Raw genomic sequence first — 16,487 nt, forward strand, 5'->3', positions numbered from 1 at the left:
CGTTAAATCCAATATTACAGACGTGCATTCAATTCTTTCGCTAAATCTTCAAAGCCAGGTTTACCAAGTAATGCAAACATGTTTTTTTTGTATGCTTCTACACCTTCTTGGTCAAATGGATTCACACCATTCAAATACCCAGAAATTCCCACAGCAATTTCAAAGAAGTACATCACATATCCTAATGAATAAGCATCCATCGCAGGTATTTTCACGATCATGTTTGGCACACCACCATCTGTATGTGCTAACAATGTTCCTTCAAATGCTTTGGTATTTACAAAGTCGATTTCTTTCCCTTGCAAATAGCCTAAACCATCTAAATCTTCTGCTAATTCAGGAATTGATACAACGTGACGCGGCCTTTCAACTTTCACAACAGTTTCAAATAAATTACGCATACCATCTTGAACATATTGTCCCATTGAATGTAAATCTGTTGAAAAATCGGCTGCTGCTGGGAAGATTCCTTTTTGGTCTTTTCCTTCTGATTCGCCGAATAATTGTTTCCACCATTCAGAGAAATAGTGCATTCCTGGTTCGTAGTTGATCAACATTTCAGTGGTTTTCCCTTTACGATATAAAATATTTCTTAATGCAGCATATTGATATGCTTGATTTTTGCTTAAATCTGTCGTTGCAGCATATTCTTTACGTGCATCATTGGCACCCGTCATTAGGGCATCAATATCTGCACCACTAACGGCGATTGGTAGTAAGCCAACTGGTGTTAGTACGGTAAAGCGTCCACCAACATCATCAGGGATCACAAAAGTTTCCCAACCTTCAGCGTCTGCTTCAACTTTAACAGCACCTTTGGCACGATCAGTAGTAGCATAAATACGCTTGTTCGCTTCTTTTTTACCATATTTCTTAATTAATAACTCTTTAAATACTCTAAATGCAATCGCAGGTTCAGTCGTTGTACCTGATTTAGAAATCACATTTACCGAGAAGTCACGCTCACCAATAACATTGATTAAATCAGCTAAATAAGTTGAGCTGATGCTATTTCCAGCGAAGAAAACTTGTGGTGCTTTTCTTTCTTCTGATGGTAATAGGTTATTAAATGAATGATGTAAAAATTCAATCGCTGCTCTTGCACCTAAGTAAGAACCGCCAATACCAATTACAACTAAAACTTCTGAATCAGATTGGATTTTTTCAGCCGCCTTTTTGATGCGGGCAAATTCGTCTTTATCATAATTTTCCGGTAGATCGATCCAACCAGTAAAGTCGCTTCCAGCTCCAGTTCCTTCTCTTAGTGCCTTGTCTACTGCAGTCACTTGAGTCTGCATGTATTCCAATTCATGATCCGCAATAAACGGTGTTAAATTGGAATAATCAAATTGAATGTGTGACATTCCTTCTCCTCCTTGAAATTAAACTTAATACAGTATCTACTTTACGTTCTTTTTATGCTTTTTTCAAGCAAATTATGACTGTCTGTACCAATTTTATTTTATTCCTCTTGAAATAAGGTATTTCTCATTCAAAATTGAAAGATGTCAAATAAAAAAGGGACTAGGACAATAACTCATTGAGTCAGACCTAGTCCCTTTTTAAATCTAAAACCGTTTTAAAAAGAGAATTAAACTAATCCTTGACTAAGCATTGCTTGAGCCACTTTTTCAAATCCTGCAATATTTGCTCCTAAGACAAAATTATTTGGTGCATCAAATTTAGTAGCCGTATCACGACAAGTTTCGTAAATATTTCTCATGATATCATCCAACATACTGTCTACTTTTTCAAATGACCAAGATAAACGCTCTGAATTCTGACTCATTTCTAAAGCAGAAACCGCAACGCCGCCTGCATTTGCTGCTTTACCTGGACAATAGAGAACGCCAGCTTTTTCGAGTACTGCAACGGCCTCCAACGTACAAGGCATATTCGCCCCTTCTGCTACGACTTTTCCACCATTTTTCACTAAAATTTCAGCTTGTTTTTCATTGATTTCATTTTGAGTTGCACAAGGCAGAGCAATATCATATGCTACTTCAAAGTCCCAGACAGATTGACCTTCATAATAAGTCGCATCTAAATGTGTCTCTACATATTTAGCAATACGTTCACGATTTTTTTCTTTCAGTTCTTTGACTAATTCAACATCGATTCCGTTTGGATCATAAACAAATCCACTTGAATCTGAACAAGTTAGAACTGTTGCGCCTAATTCTTTCGCCTTCTCCATTGCGTAGATTGAGACGTTCCCGCTACCTGATACCACAACTTTCTTGCCATCAAATGAATCGTCTGAATCTTTTAATAGATGTTTTACGAAGTACACACAGCCATAGCCAGTAGCTTCTGTACGAGCTTGACTACCCCAATACCCTAATGGTTTACCAGTTAATACACCTGCATCATAATTTCTCAAACGTTTGTACATGCCAAACAAATAACCGATTTCTCTAGCCCCAACACCGATATCACCCGCTGGTACATCTGTACTTGGCCCAATATGTTTCTGTAATTCGGTCATAAAGCTTTGACAAAAACGCATAACTTCAGCATCTGTTTTTCCTTTTGGATCAAAATCGCTACCGCCCTTGCCGCCGCCGATTGGCAGACCTGTCAAACTGTTTTTGAAAATTTGCTCAAATGCTAAAAATTTCATCACACTTAAATTCACGCTAGGGTGAAAACGCAAACCGCCTTTATAAGGTCCGATTGCAGAGTTATACTGCACACGATACCCACGATTAACTTGCCAATTACCAGCGTCATCTTGCCATGGCACTCTAAATTGTAAAATTCTTTCCGGCTCGATTAGGACTCCTAAAATATTGGCTTCAATGAATGCTGGATTTTCTTTCAAAAATACTTCAACCGTTGGTAAAAATTCGTCGACAGCTTGCAAGTATTCTACTTGCCCTCGATCATTCTCATGAATCTTCTTTTGAATCTCTTCCACGTACTGTTTTGCTTCCATCTAATCACCCTCTCATTGTTATAATCCTATTTTAACCTAAATTCAGAAAATTTCCACAACTTTTTACAGTAAAATGCAAAAAACTTAGAAAAAAAATTGAAAATTGTGTTAAACTACCATTGAACTGGAGGAGAATTTATGAAATTATTTGATGTGATTGTCGTTGGAGCTGGTACTAGCGGAATGATGGCAGCCATTGCAGCGGCAAAAGCTGGCAGTAACACATTGTTAGTAGAAAAAAATAAGCGCGTTGGAAAAAAACTATTATTAACTGGCGGTGGTCGCTGTAATGTTACGAACAATCGACCTGCTGAAGAAATCATTGCTCATATTCCTGGTAATGGAAAATTTTTATATAGCGCCTTTTCGCAATTTAACAATTATGATATTATGGATTTTTTTGAATCAAATGGTACTCATCTAAAAGAAGAGGATCATGGTCGGATGTTTCCTGTCACCGATCGTTCAAAAACAATTGTGGAAACCTTATTCCATCAATTGGAAACACTTGGCGTTACAATTTATACAGAAGCCAAAGTCGAAAAAGTTTTACGGAAAGAAGATCAAATTATCGGAGTCGCTCTAGAGCACGAAAAAATCTACGCTCCTTGTGTCATTTTAACAACAGGCGGTCGAACTTATCCATCCACTGGCTCGACTGGTGATGGTTATAAAATAGCGAAACGAGTAGGTCACACGATCAGTCCCTTGTATGCAACAGAATCTCCTATTATTTCAAATGATCTGTTTATTCAAAATAAAACTTTACAAGGGCTCTCCCTACAGGATATTTCTCTTTCTGTTTTAAATAGCAAAGGAAAAGTCGTGGTAGAACATCAGATGGATCTCTTGTTCACTCATTTTGGGATTTCTGGACCAGCTGCTTTAAGATGTTCTAGTTTTGTAAATCAAGAATTAGTCAAAAATGAGCAACAACCAGTTGTTCTGCTCTTAGATATTTTTCCTTCAAAAACAATAGCCGAATTAAAGGACGAGCTTAAAAGAAAAATTTCAGAGCAACCCGACAAATCAATCAAAAATGCTTTAAAAAATTTGGTTCCTGAACGCTTACTAGATTTCATTTTAAGTCAAACTGGCATTTCTGATCAACAAGCCAAACAAGTTTCTGCCCAACAACTAGATCAACTGTTGCTACAGTTAAAGACTTTTAAAATAAATGCTGAGAAAACATTACCCATCGAAAAGTCTTTTGTAACTGGCGGCGGTGTTTCCTTAAAAGAGATCCAACCCAATTCAATGGAAAGTAAACTAGTCAAAGGGCTATTTTTTGCTGGTGAATTACTTGATATTAATGGGTATACTGGTGGCTATAACGTCACAGCTGCATTTGTCACTGGGCACGTTGCCGGAATAAACGCTTCGGCTATTGCGGAATATACCTACTTACCACCGTTAGATTAAGTATATCTCCTATTCTTCTATAATAATTAAAACTCTGGAGTCTAAGTTGGCACTCTCAGAGTTTTTTTACTATCTAACGTTATTTGTATTTCCAACTAAGACCTTAGCAGGATAAAAAGACTGAATTAAATCAGCCTTTTGCTTGATTTTTATTTTCTTAAAATATGTGAAAATAGCTTTAGGAGGTAATAATCATGAAAATAAAGTTGAAACGACAAACTACATGGGGCTGTGTCCGTCATTTTTCTGTATATAAAAATGGCACTTATCAAGGAAAACTATTTAATAATATTTCAACTGAACTAGAAGTCGCTGTTGGGGATACACTTGAATTCAGAGAAGGTATTTTCCGATTCTCACAAAAAATCAAGGTTACTTCGAAAACAGAAGAAGTTACTATCACAAATACAAATCATCTTCAGCAATTATTTACTCTATTCCTTATGCTATTTTTAGTCATATCATTAGCCAGTCTTACAATTGATTCTTTAAAGATTTTTCTACTGATTGAATTTATAACTTTTATTATACTAAACCAACTCTTTCGTTACCGCTCTTATCAATTTAATGTGGAGACTCACCGCTCATTTTTTAAAGAGGTCGCGCCTACGAAAATTAGTTGAATTATCGCATTTGTACTGCCTACAAAAAACCTGATTTTGCCATTCTTGACAAAATCAGGTTTTTTTAATTTTAATTGCTCTTCATCAATTCTGTTACATAGGCAACTGTATCCGGTTGTTCTTTTTCGATTTTAGTGATTGCTTCAGTAAAGTTTGGTAAATGGTTCTTATGCGCAATCAATAATTCATCTAACAAGGTTTTAGCCATGGAACCGCCTGGCACTAAAGGATTGATTGTAAATGCATGTAAGGCTGCGCCATAATCACCATCGATCGCTGCGCGAATCACAGTTTCTTCCATTCCTTTCATCACTTGAATAATGCCACGGGCAGCTGGAGGAAATGCTCCCCAGTTATAAGGTTCGTGTCCATGTGCTGTTACAGGTCCAGAAACTTCCACAACGCAATCATAAGGAAGGTCTGTGATCGTACCATTATTTTCTGTTGAAACAACCATATCCGTGCGCTTATCATTATGAATCGATGCAATCAATTCACAAGCTGCGTCGCTGTAATGCGTGCCGCCACGTTGTTCTAATTCTTTTGGTTTGTAATCTAAATTAGGATCTTTGTATAATTCAAACAAACGAGCTTCGGTTTCTTTTACTACTTGGGCTCTTGTTTCCCCTTTTTCAAATTCTTCAATTGAATGCTTCAACATTTCGTCTTCAATGTAGTAATAACGATGGTAGCCACATGGCAACATACCTAAATCTTTGATTTGCTCATAATGAAATGGTGCGTTATGAATATTTTTCAAATGACTTTCAGAATCTTCTTGTGGACCATAGATTAAGTCGATCAATTCATGCGTTCTTTCATTTCCTTGTTTGTCCCAAACACGATGCCAATGAAAATGATTGATTCCCGCAAACTTGAAGAATAGATCATCTTCAGGAATCCCTAATTTTTCTGCTGCTTGTTTTCTGTGACCAATTGGCACATTACATAAGCCAGCCGTTTTTTTCCAACCACCGTGCTTAATTGCAGCTTCGGTAACCATTCCAGCTGGATTGGTAAAGTTAACTAACCAAGCATCTGGGCATAATTCTTTCATGTCTTCAATAATTCCAAGAATCACAGGAATTGTACGGAATGCTTTAAACATACCACCAGCTCCATTTGTTTCTTGGCCTAAAACACCATGTGATAGCGGAATACGTTCATCCTTAATACGAGCGTCAAGTAAGCCTACGCGAAATTGTGTTGATACAAAGTCAGCATCTTTTAACGCTGCTCGACGATCTAAGGTTAAATGGACTTCCCAATCTAAACCAGCTGCTTTGACCATTCGTTTAGCCATAGCTCCTACTGTTTCTAACTTTTCTTTTCCTGCTTCAATATCGACTAACCAAATTTCTTTGATTGGCAGTTCATCTTTTCTTTTAATATATCCTTCGATCAATTCTGGTGTATAACTTGAACCTCCACCGATTGTTGCGATTTTCAATGCTTCTCTAGTCATGTGTTTCCCTCCTGATTTTTTGTTCAGAATATGTTCTGACATCGTTTACATTCTTATCATAGTTTGTGGGAATGTTCCCATGTCAAGCTCTTTTTTTCGATTTTTTATGTTATACTTTATAAGGAAAGAAATTGTCACTCTACTCTGTCCATTTTAATTAGTGAGGTGTTGAAATGACTACAATTATTGATGTCGCTAAACAAGCGCAAGTTTCTAAATCAACAGTTTCGAGAGTGATTTCTGGTAATGGATATGTTAGCCAAGAAAGTCGAGAAAAAGTACTAGACGCAATGGAAGCGCTAGCATATTCTCCTAATTTGATTGCTCGAAATCTACAAAGCGGTGAAACCAAAACCATCGGCTTTCTCGCACATGGTTTTATCGATCCTTTAGGCATTTTTCTCGAAAGTTTTATTTCCATTGCTAAAAAATATAACTATTATGTAACCTTATACTTTACTGGTAGTGATAAGAAGAAAGAAATCGAAGCGTTGAATCAAATGAAATACAAACAACTCGATGGCCTTTTTATATTAACCAGAGCAAACAAGTGGGAAATAATCGAACCATACAGCATTTATGGGCCGATTGCTACCTGGCACCGCATCGATTCGGAAAGAATCTACTCTTCTTACGTTGATCATTATTCTGGCTATCTACGCTCTTTAGATTATCTTTTTCAAAGAGGATATCGCTCAATTGGTCACGTCTTAGGCAATTACGAAAATCTAAATACAAAAGCACGCATAAAAGCAATTGATGATTTCCATCAAACGAAAAATCTTTCTTTCAACGATGAATGGATTTTTTATGATAAATCAAGATTGGACAATGGCCTAAGCATTGCTCAACGCTGGCATAACATGACTGAAAAAACAGATGCTATGGCCTTTTATACGGATTCAGTCGCCGCAGGTTTTATTTCCGAGCTTCAAAACTTAGGCTATTCAGTTCCAGAAGATGTCGCTGTAATTGGCTTTGATAATAGTGAAATCAGTCGTCTGATGCATATCACAACAGTAGATTATTCGATAAAACGACAAGCTGAAAATTCGTTTATTTATATTCATAATCAATTGAATCAGGAGAAAATTCGCGAACAAGAAATGAATGTTAAGTTAATTGAGCGGCAAACCGTTCCTTTACGTAAACTGTAAAAAATGCTCTGAAACATAACTTTGTGTGTTATGTTTCAGAGCATTTTAGTTTAGCTAAATGATCCTAAAAAATCTCTACTTTTCTAAGTTAAGCTTTTTATTCAACTATATTTATTTTTTACGTTCATTTCTTAAAATCGAAATAGATTGTTTCAATGATTTAAGTACGCCGCCTTCACTATAAACCAGTACGTTAGATTTATACAGCTTCGCTGAAAACATTGTTAGTAACAGTCCGAAAACAACTAAAATCACTACAGAAATCATAGCTCCTGCTGTCGTGACTGTTTCACTTGCTAAACGAATTGGCATAATGAAAGAAGAAATCAATGGGATATAAGACGATACTTTAATCACAATATTTTGCGGATCTGTCGTTCCTAATGAAATCCCGATAAAATACCCGATCATTGCGATATAAATGATTGGCTGAACAGCTTTGGCTGTATCTTCGGGCTTGGATACCAATGACCCACATAAAGCTGCTAAAACTGAATAAACTAAGATTCCTAGCACGAAAAATGCTAAAGTGAAGTACAAGAAGCTTCCTAATATATTAGCGGATGAAAGTCCATCTAATAACCCTTTGACCATATCTAAATTCTTTAATTGCGTGTAACCAAGACCAATTGCCGCAGCATAAATTACAATTTGAGTAAGAGCCACTAAAATAACCCCTGTCAATTTGCCATAAAAATGAGTTTGGGCTTTGGTACTTGATAAGATGACTTCCATAATACGCGTTCCTTTTTCAGATGCGATCTCTTGGGCAATAATCGAAGCGTAGGTAATGATGATCACCCAAAGAATAATCGTTATCACAAAAGACATTGCCGACTGAATAGCTGTATTATCTTGTCCTGTCGTCATTTTTCCATCTTCATCAAAGCTAACTTTCGTTTTTTCAAAATTAGCAGGCTGGCTTAGGCTTGTCAATTGTTCGGGAGTCAAATTTAGCTTACTTGCATTCAATGAAGACTGAAGTCCATTGAGCATTTGTCCCATCATCAATTCAGTTGTTGTGCCTAAAGAAGATTCTGCATATAATTTCCCTTGAATCTGTTCTGTTTCAGTGTCTAATACCAGAAAAGCATCCAGCTCTTTGTTCTTCAATTGTTTTTCAGCCTCTTTTTGAGACGTAACAACTTTGAATGTATAATCATCAGTTTTTGATTTCGCTAACTGTTTAGATAATTCTTGATTATCTGAAACAAGACCAACTTTTGTATCTTCAGAAAAACCACCGGCTACCGAACCTGCAATATAAATAATGCCCATCACAATAAATGGTACCAAAATCATAACGACAAAAGAAACTGATTTAACATTCTTTTTATAAACATCACTTGCTATAATCCAAAATTTACTCATTTGGCTCACCTGCTTTCATCTTGAATATTTCTTCTAAGGTTGGTGGCTGTTGATTAAACATTGGAATATAACCAAATTGTGTTGCACGTGCAAAAATTTCTTCACCCGCTTTAGGGTCATTTAAAGTAATTTCAACAACACCGTCACTACGTTTTACTGCTGATTCTACACCGTTGATTCCTAAAATATCTTCTGGTGGTAATGGTGACTCCAAGAAAACTTTCGTACGTCCAAAGCTTTCCCGAATTTCATGGACTTTGCCGTTAAGAACCATTTTACCACTTCTCAACATTACAAGGTGATCACAAATCTTTTCAACATTGTCCATATTATGACTAGAAAAAATAACACATGAACCTTTTTCTTTCAATGCTATGATTCCATCTTTTAAAAGCTCTGCATTAACAGGGTCTAATCCACTGAATGGTTCATCTAATATGACTAATTTTGGTTCATGGATTAGTGTTGCAATCAATTGGACTTTCTGCTGATTCCCTTTAGAAAGTGATTTGACTTTATCCGTTTTTTTCCCTTTGACTTTGAACTTTTCCATCCATTCATCAATTTTAGGCTCGATCTCCTTTTTGCTCTTTCCCCTTAGTTGAGCAAAATAGAGCAGTTGTTCTTGAATCGAAACTTTCGGATATAAGCCGCGTTCTTCAGGTAAATAGCCGATGTCATTATAATCCTTCCCGCTTAACTGATGACCATTCCAAAGTACAACGCCGCTATCTTGTGTTAAAAAATCCAAAATCAAACGAAAAGTTGTTGTTTTACCTGCGCCATTTTGGCCAATCAACCCAAGTATTTTGCCATCTGGAATTTCAAACGACATATTATCTACGGCTGTATAATTCCCAAATGTTTTAACTAAATTCTTTACTTCTAACATTTTTTCTCCTCCTGTTATTCAATTTAAATCGACTTTTTTATATAAAAAGTAATTTACCTCTTTTATAGATCAATGTTTATTTTGATCTTTATCGAATCTTACCATGCCTCAGTATTTCTAAAAAGAATTCTTCAGCAAGATACTGATCAACACACCTATTATAAAACCGATCATTGCCAGAAACAGAGAATCTCTAACTATTTTTTGTCGTTTGGCAAATCGTTCTGGTTGATTGTAATATTTTGTACGATCACTATAAATAATTATTGAAAAAGCAACATTGATTGCCACTCCGATCGGTAATGCAATACATAACATCCCTATAAAAGCAAGTAAAGTCCGAATACCTAAGCTAGATAAAAAATGCTCCTGTAATGTTTTCGTTAAAAATAGTAAAATAAGCAAACCTATCCCTAGTGGGAAATAAAAAAGTGAACGAATTGATAACCAAATCCATTCTTTTTTCATACGAAGCCAATAACTTTCAGAATCCGAATAAATGGTTGGTGTATCACAATCAGCTTTAAAATAGAAATACTTTTTTTTATAATTTGCAATGTTTTCCCAACCAGCTTCTTGATAAATCACTAAATATTCAGACAATTCTTCTGGTAATCCATCAAAAAAATCAACTGAGAATGCTTTGTCTTCTGGCGTTCCCTTTTCAAACACAAGAAACCCGATATGACTCATTTTCTTGAAGTGCCATCCCTTACTTGCTTGTTTTTTCAAAAGCTGCATTTCCTTTTCAGGATAGAAGGCAATTCCCCTAGAAAAAATATATTTCTTCCCCTTAAACATGTTCATTCATTTCTCCTTTTTCAGCTAACAGACAGTTTCCAGCTTGATAAAGAAGTTTGCGGCGCTCGATATCTATCTTTAAGATATGAAGCCCTTTGTCTGTAATCAAATACGTCTTCTTTCGTTCACTACTCTCCTTTAATGTAATAAACTCGTTTTTTTGTAATTTTTTTAAAATAGTATACATACTTGCCGGACCAATATTTACCTGTCCCTTTGTTAAAGCGTTGACTTCTTTCATGATAGCATAACCATGTTGAGGTTTTAATAGTGCTAGCAGAATCAAATAAGTGGAATCTGTCAGTGAATCTTCCATGATAACTTACCCCTTTATATCAGCTGGTGATATATCATCTAATGATATAGTATCGTGAGTTCTGGACCATGTCAAATTTTTTTTTGCAAACCGAGTCTTTTTACTTGACAAATAATATATGATTAAAATTAAATAAAAAGAAAAAAGCTAAAATTAATCATGATTTTTTAGCTTTTTATTCCTATTTATCTAGTTATTTTAATTAATATCCGTTTCTTCTTGATGTAAGTGATCATAGACATTTTTCGCGACATTTTTGGGTAACCCTGATGCTTTCAATTCGTCAATTGAAGCTGCTGAAATATTTTTCAGCGACTTAAATTGTCTCAAAAGCTCCTTCTTACGCTTTGGACCTAAGCCTTCAATGTCATCTAATCGGGAAGAAAAACTATTTTTACTTCGCAATTGTCGATGGAATGTAATCGCAAACCGGTGAACTTCATCTTGAATACGTTGGAGTAAAAAGAATTCTTGCGAGTTCCTTTCCAAAGGAACAATGTTCAAATCAGAACCGAAAAGCAATTCACTCGTCTTATGCTTATCATTTTTTGCTAAACCAGCGATAGGAATATCTAAGCCTAACTGGTTGTCTAACACTTCTTTAGCTGCATCAACTTGGCCTTTCCCACCATCGATGACAATCAAATCTGGAAAGGGTAAATTCTCTTTAAGCACACGTGAATAACGGCGATAGATTACCTCACGCATCGAAGCATAGTCATCAGGTCCTTTAACAGTCTTGATTTTATATTTTCGATATTCTTTTTTATCTGGACGCCCATCGATGAAAACAACCATTGCTGAAACCGGATCTGTTCCCATAATATTCGAGTTATCAAATGCTTCGATTCTAACAGGGGCAGGAATGTTCATAGCATTCCCTAGTTTTTCAACAGCGCCGATCGTTCGCTCTTGTTTGCGCACGATTAAATCAAATTTTTCCTGCAAAGCAACTGTAGCATTTTTTCCAGCCAACTTTACTAGTTTCTTTTTTTCTCCTCGTTGAGGCTGTAACACTTTTGTCGAAAGCATGGCTTCCACACTCACTTTATCGATATTATCTGGAATCAACACTTCTCTAGGAATAAAGTGTTCATTTTCTTGATAGAATTGTCCGATAAATGTTAAAAAATCTTCTTCTTCTTCATTGTAAAAAGGGAAGATAGAAACATCTCTTTCGATTAGCTTTCCTTGACGAATAAAAAATACTTGTACACACATCCAGCCTTTATCGACTGCATAACCGAAAACATCTCGGTCAACCAAGTCTGCATTTGTCATTTTTTGACGAGTCATTACCGTTTCAATCGCTTTGATTTGATCACGGTATTCTGCAGCTTTTTCAAATTCCATCTTTTCAGCCGCTTCATCCATTTTTCTTTGAATTTCTTCTTGTATCACTGGATGTCCACCATTTAGAAAACGTTTGATTTCCGCTACCATTTCAGTATAAGTTGATTTTGGAATATCAAATACGCAAGGCGCCAAACATTGCCCCATGTGATAATATAGACAGACCTCTTTCGGCAAAACACGGCATTTTCTTAAAGGAAAAAGTCGATCTAACAAGCGTTTGGTTTCATTTGCTGCTCCTACATCTGGGTATGGTCCAAAATATAAGGCTCTATCTTTTGATACTTTTCGAGTAATCAATAACCGTGGATAATCTTCATTTGTAATTTTAATAAAAGGATAGCTCTTATCATCTTTCAACATGATATTATATTTCGGATCGTTTTTATGAATCAAATTGATTTCTAAAAGTAACGCCTCAATATTTGATTCAGTCACAATATATTCAAAATCCTCTATTTCACTAACTAACCTTTCCGTTTTTGTATCATGGCTACCTGTAAAATAGGAACGTACACGATTTTTTAGAACTTTAGCTTTTCCAACATAAATGATCGTTCCATTTTTGTCCTTCATTAAATAACAACCTGGTTGGTCAGGAAGCAATGCTAATTTATTTTTGATTCTTTCGTTCATAATACTTCCTTTCATGTTCTTTAATAGATTCCATTATACCATCTTCTCTATCCTTAGGCATAAAAAATAGGATGAAGAAGGACTTCATCCTAAGAATTTACTACATATGTTTTTCAATTAAGGCACGTAATTGTTCTTTTGAGTGAACGCCTACCGCTTTTTCTACAACTTCTCCGTCTTTTTTCAAAAGAAGTGTTGGAATACTCATGATGCCAAATGAAGCTGGTGTTTCCGGATTTTCATCTACATCCATTTTAGCAATTTTCACTTCACTCTCATCATATTCTTCACTTAATTGTTCCAAAATTGGCGATTGCATGCGACAAGGACCACACCATGTTGCCCAAAAATCGATCAAAACAAGACCACTATCTGTTTCAGTTGAAAAATCTTTATCTGTAATTACTTGTGTCATCTTATAGACCTCCTACTTCTTATATCTGAATTAATTATATCACTTGATAGCTTATTCGACTAGTTTTCTGCTTACTAAAGGTAAGCAACCTATTTAAATTTAACGATCGTAGCTCCGTTGCCTCCTTGGTTTCCTGGAGCAAACTCATAACTACTCACACTACGATGATTCTTCAAATAATCAGTGATACCAGTTCGTAAAGCTCCAGTTCCCTTACCATGAACGATTGTTACTTGAGGATAACCGGCTAAAATTGCAGCATCTAAGTATTGGTCTACTTCTGCTAACGCTTCTTCATAACGCTTTCCACGTAAATCTAATTGATTCGCTACATGGCTACTTTCACTAGAACGAATAGCCGTCACTCGTTGCAGTGGCTCCTTTTCTGGAGCAACAGGTGTCATATCACTTTCAGCAACAGACATTTTTAAAATACCTAATTGTACTTGCCATTCATGATCACTAGACTTACGAATCAAGGTTCCACGTTGACCAAAAGTATTGACGATCACTTCATCACCTGATTTTAATTTCTTTTGTTCTTTGGCTTTTTTCAACACTTTATTTTTTTCTAAATGGTTTTCTTCTTGATGAAGCTGTGACAATTTTGACTTGGCATCGATCAGTTGATGTTCTTTCACACCACCTTGATTTCCACCTGCCAACTGCATTTTACGAATATCAGAGATGATGTCACTGGCTTTTTCTTCTGCTTGGGAAACAAGTTCATTCGCTTTTTGACGTGCTTTGGCCATTTCTTTTTCACGTTCATCAAAAAAATATCCGTAAGCTTCTTTTAGTTCTCTATATAGTCGCTCAGCTTCGTCAACATAATGACGCACTTCTAAATATTCCGTTTCCGCCATCTTACGGCGATTTTCCAAATCAGCAATCATTTCATTGAGATCTTGACTCTCGCCATCCATAATATGTTTTGCTTCATCAATAATTGATGTATCCAAGCCTAAGCGTTTAGAAATTTCAAAGGCGTTACTTCTCCCTGGAACACCAATCAATAAGCGATACGTTGGACTTAATGTATCCACATCAAATTCCATACTAGCATTGATTGTACCTGCACGATTGTACCCATATACTTTTAATTCAGGATAATGCGTAGTTGCCATCACGTAGGCACTTTTACTACCTAACGCATCTAAAATTGAAATTGCTAATGCCGCTCCTTCTTGAGGATCAGTTCCTGCACCTAATTCATCAAACAACACTAAACTGTGGCTATCAACTTTTTTCAATACATCAACAATATTCGTCATGTGAGAAGAAAAGGTACTTAAACTTTGCTCAATAGATTGCTCATCGCCAATATCAGCAAAAACTTCAGAAAATATGCCCATTTGACTTTCTTCCCCCGCTGGTATTGGTAAACCCGATTGTCCCATCAACTGAAGCAGACCTAGTGTTTTAAGCGTAATTGTCTTACCACCTGTATTAGGTCCTGTAATGACGACAGCCTGATAATCCTTTCCAATAGTGATATCATTTGGAACAGCTTTGTCTTGATCTAAAAGGGGATGTCTCGCTTGTTTGAAATAGATCTGATTCTCTTCACTGATTTTCGGAACAACGGCTTTCAATTCCTTACCAAAACGGGCTTTGGCATTTATAAAATCTAATTTTCCTATAACATTTGCATTGTGCAGAATATCATTGCGATGAGGTACTAATTCAGCTGATAACTCAGATAAAATACGCTCGATTTCATTTCGTTCAGCAATTTGATGTTGACGTAAACGATTGTTTAAATCCACAATTTGTTTTGGCTCAACGAAAAGAGTTTGACCAGAAGCACTTTGATCATGGATTACGCCGCCAAAAACACTTTTATATTCTTGTTTAACAGGTATAACGTAGCGTTCGTTTCGCATAGTCACGATCGCGTCACTTAGATATTTAGCATTTTTCCCTCTAACTATCCCATCCAATTGCTCACGGATTGTCTGTTCACTTCTACGAATATTATTACGAATTATTTTTAATTCTGGAGAAGCTTCATCCGTTACACGGCCATCTTCATCGATCGACTCTTTCAATCTGCGACTAAGCTCTGGTAGCACAATCAATTGTTCAATCCAAGCATAGAGTCTCAGTAATTCAATTTCGCTATCCTCTAAATCGTTAAAGAAACCAATAACCTCAGAAGTCGTTGATAGTACACGACCAATCTGAGCAAGCTCAACACCATTCAAATCAGCGCCAATTTCAATTCGTTTCATGTGAGGACGAATATTCTCCAACTTAGGAATAGGGATTCCACCACGTAAACGTTGGAGTGTCAAGCCGTCTTCTGTTTCCTCCAGCCATGCTTGAATACGAGTAGCATCATTTATTGGCACTAACTGCTCAATTTCTTCTAAGCCTTGAGCTGTAACAATATATTGAGAGAGCAACTGTTTGACCTTGTCAAAGCCTAATGTTGTTAAAATACGTGTATTCATTTTTTCACCTTCTGTTCTTGTAAGACTTGGAACGAGTCATTACGGCTCAACTGTTTTGTCTGCTGAGCTGATATCTTTTTACTTAATCATCTGCTCGATCCATAGATGATAGATTTGTTTAGAAAAAATCGGCGTGTCTTTGATAATATATCGAGCTAATCCGCTATTTTTGAATTGATTTTGGATTGCATCAACGGGTAACATTGACAACGTACTTAAAACTAAAAAAATACCAACATAAATAACGATCAAACTAATAACGCCACCTGCGAGCCAGTTTGCCTGCTTTAATACTGGCACAAAAACTAGCCCATGAGCAAAAATAGCCAAAAAGCGTACAACTAACCAGCCTACCGCTAAAATAAGTAAAAATGCGACTGCTCCATAAAATGCTTGATCCAAATCAAGCGTAAGTTCTTGATTGAAAAAGACCAATTTAGTATCAGCTGTTGGTGAAGGATATGGGATGAATAATTCTAATTGGGCAGCTAGTGTCTTATAATAGGATCTAGCGATAAAATAAGAACAAAGATACCCCAATGTATATAAAACTTGTAGAATCAATCCGCGTCTAGCACCTGTGTAAAATCCAATCGCTAGTAATAGTAAAATGAGTAATGTTAACATCCTGTCATCCTCTCA

The 16,487-nt window shown here is 36.2% G+C and carries 14 protein-coding genes; 3 read left to right on the forward strand and 11 right to left on the reverse strand.

From position 1 onward, the window contains the following. Nucleotides 1–14: 14 nt before the first annotated feature. Together IGJ55_RS08795 and gdhA are read right to left on the reverse strand one after the other, a co-directional pair. Nucleotides 15–1,364, reverse strand: coding sequence for a glucose-6-phosphate isomerase (locus IGJ55_RS08795; protein ID WP_429949730.1), 1,350 nt, complete (start codon nucleotides 1,362–1,364; stop codon nucleotides 15–17). A gap of 227 nt (nucleotides 1,365–1,591) precedes the next feature. Next, on the reverse strand, nucleotides 1,592–2,938 hold the full coding sequence (gene gdhA, locus IGJ55_RS08800) for an NADP-specific glutamate dehydrogenase (RefSeq protein WP_069640733.1): 1,347 nt from the start codon (nucleotides 2,936–2,938) through the stop codon (nucleotides 1,592–1,594). A gap of 138 nt (nucleotides 2,939–3,076) precedes the next feature. On the opposite strand from gdhA, the gene IGJ55_RS08805 reads away from it, so the two are divergent. Together IGJ55_RS08805 and IGJ55_RS08810 are read left to right on the forward strand one after the other, a co-directional pair. Beyond that, the gene (locus IGJ55_RS08805) at nucleotides 3,077–4,360 is read left to right on the forward strand and encodes an NAD(P)/FAD-dependent oxidoreductase (RefSeq protein ID WP_430606181.1); all 1,284 of its coding nucleotides are present in this window, start codon (nucleotides 3,077–3,079) and stop codon (nucleotides 4,358–4,360) included. A 194-nt stretch (nucleotides 4,361–4,554) separates the two neighbouring features. Further along, nucleotides 4,555–4,983, forward strand: coding sequence for a hypothetical protein (locus IGJ55_RS08810; RefSeq protein ID WP_207120297.1), 429 nt, complete (start codon nucleotides 4,555–4,557; stop codon nucleotides 4,981–4,983). Nucleotides 4,984–5,053: 70 nt separating this feature from the next. Here the strand turns inward: IGJ55_RS08810 and IGJ55_RS08815 are convergent, their stop codons facing one another. After that, on the reverse strand, nucleotides 5,054–6,448 hold the full coding sequence (locus IGJ55_RS08815; RefSeq protein WP_429949725.1) for a 6-phospho-beta-glucosidase: 1,395 nt from the start codon (nucleotides 6,446–6,448) through the stop codon (nucleotides 5,054–5,056). Between the two features lie 173 nt (nucleotides 6,449–6,621). Here IGJ55_RS08815 and IGJ55_RS08820 point away from each other — a divergent pair, with 173 nt between their 5' ends. Continuing rightward, a complete protein-coding gene (locus tag IGJ55_RS08820; RefSeq protein ID WP_430606182.1) occupies nucleotides 6,622–7,605 on the forward strand; it encodes a LacI family DNA-binding transcriptional regulator in 984 nt (327 codons plus the stop codon). Nucleotides 7,606–7,716: 111 nt separating this feature from the next. Here IGJ55_RS08820 and IGJ55_RS08825 read toward each other — a convergent pair whose 3' ends face one another. The 8 genes from IGJ55_RS08825 to IGJ55_RS08860 form a co-directional block, all read right to left on the reverse strand. Then, complete coding sequence (locus tag IGJ55_RS08825; protein ID WP_069640738.1) at nucleotides 7,717–8,976, reverse strand: ABC transporter permease; 1,260 nt, start codon at nucleotides 8,974–8,976, stop codon at nucleotides 7,717–7,719. Continuing rightward, complete coding sequence (locus tag IGJ55_RS08830) at nucleotides 8,969–9,868, reverse strand: ABC transporter ATP-binding protein (RefSeq protein WP_069640739.1); 900 nt, start codon at nucleotides 9,866–9,868, stop codon at nucleotides 8,969–8,971. The genes IGJ55_RS08825 and IGJ55_RS08830 overlap by 8 nt, the downstream gene beginning before the upstream one ends. A gap of 117 nt (nucleotides 9,869–9,985) precedes the next feature. After that, complete coding sequence (locus tag IGJ55_RS08835) at nucleotides 9,986–10,675, reverse strand: DUF2812 domain-containing protein (protein ID WP_083244397.1); 690 nt, start codon at nucleotides 10,673–10,675, stop codon at nucleotides 9,986–9,988. Further along, nucleotides 10,662–10,985 carry a PadR family transcriptional regulator gene (locus IGJ55_RS08840; protein WP_069640741.1) on the reverse strand — a complete coding sequence of 108 codons (324 nt, stop codon included), beginning with the start codon at nucleotides 10,983–10,985 and terminating at the stop codon, nucleotides 10,662–10,664. The genes IGJ55_RS08835 and IGJ55_RS08840 overlap by 14 nt, the downstream gene beginning before the upstream one ends. A 198-nt stretch (nucleotides 10,986–11,183) precedes the next feature. Further along, nucleotides 11,184–12,974 carry an excinuclease ABC subunit UvrC gene (gene uvrC, locus IGJ55_RS08845; RefSeq protein WP_069640742.1) on the reverse strand — a complete coding sequence of 597 codons (1,791 nt, stop codon included), beginning with the start codon at nucleotides 12,972–12,974 and terminating at the stop codon, nucleotides 11,184–11,186. A 100-nt stretch (nucleotides 12,975–13,074) separates the two neighbouring features. Beyond that, nucleotides 13,075–13,389 carry a thioredoxin gene (trxA, locus tag IGJ55_RS08850; protein ID WP_069640743.1) on the reverse strand — a complete coding sequence of 105 codons (315 nt, stop codon included), beginning with the start codon at nucleotides 13,387–13,389 and terminating at the stop codon, nucleotides 13,075–13,077. An 89-nt stretch (nucleotides 13,390–13,478) separates the two neighbouring features. Next, nucleotides 13,479–15,845: an endonuclease MutS2 gene (locus IGJ55_RS08855; protein WP_430606185.1), complete on the reverse strand. Its 2,367-nt coding sequence runs from the start codon at nucleotides 15,843–15,845 to the stop codon at nucleotides 13,479–13,481. A gap of 78 nt (nucleotides 15,846–15,923) precedes the next feature. Further along, nucleotides 15,924–16,472 carry a CvpA family protein gene (locus IGJ55_RS08860; protein ID WP_429949716.1) on the reverse strand — a complete coding sequence of 183 codons (549 nt, stop codon included), beginning with the start codon at nucleotides 16,470–16,472 and terminating at the stop codon, nucleotides 15,924–15,926. Nucleotides 16,473–16,487 lie beyond the last annotated feature (15 nt).

The sequence above is a fragment of the Enterococcus sp. AZ170 genome, from assembly GCF_050545135.1.
Lineage (GTDB): Bacteria > Bacillota > Bacilli > Lactobacillales > Enterococcaceae > Enterococcus_L > Enterococcus_L ureilyticus.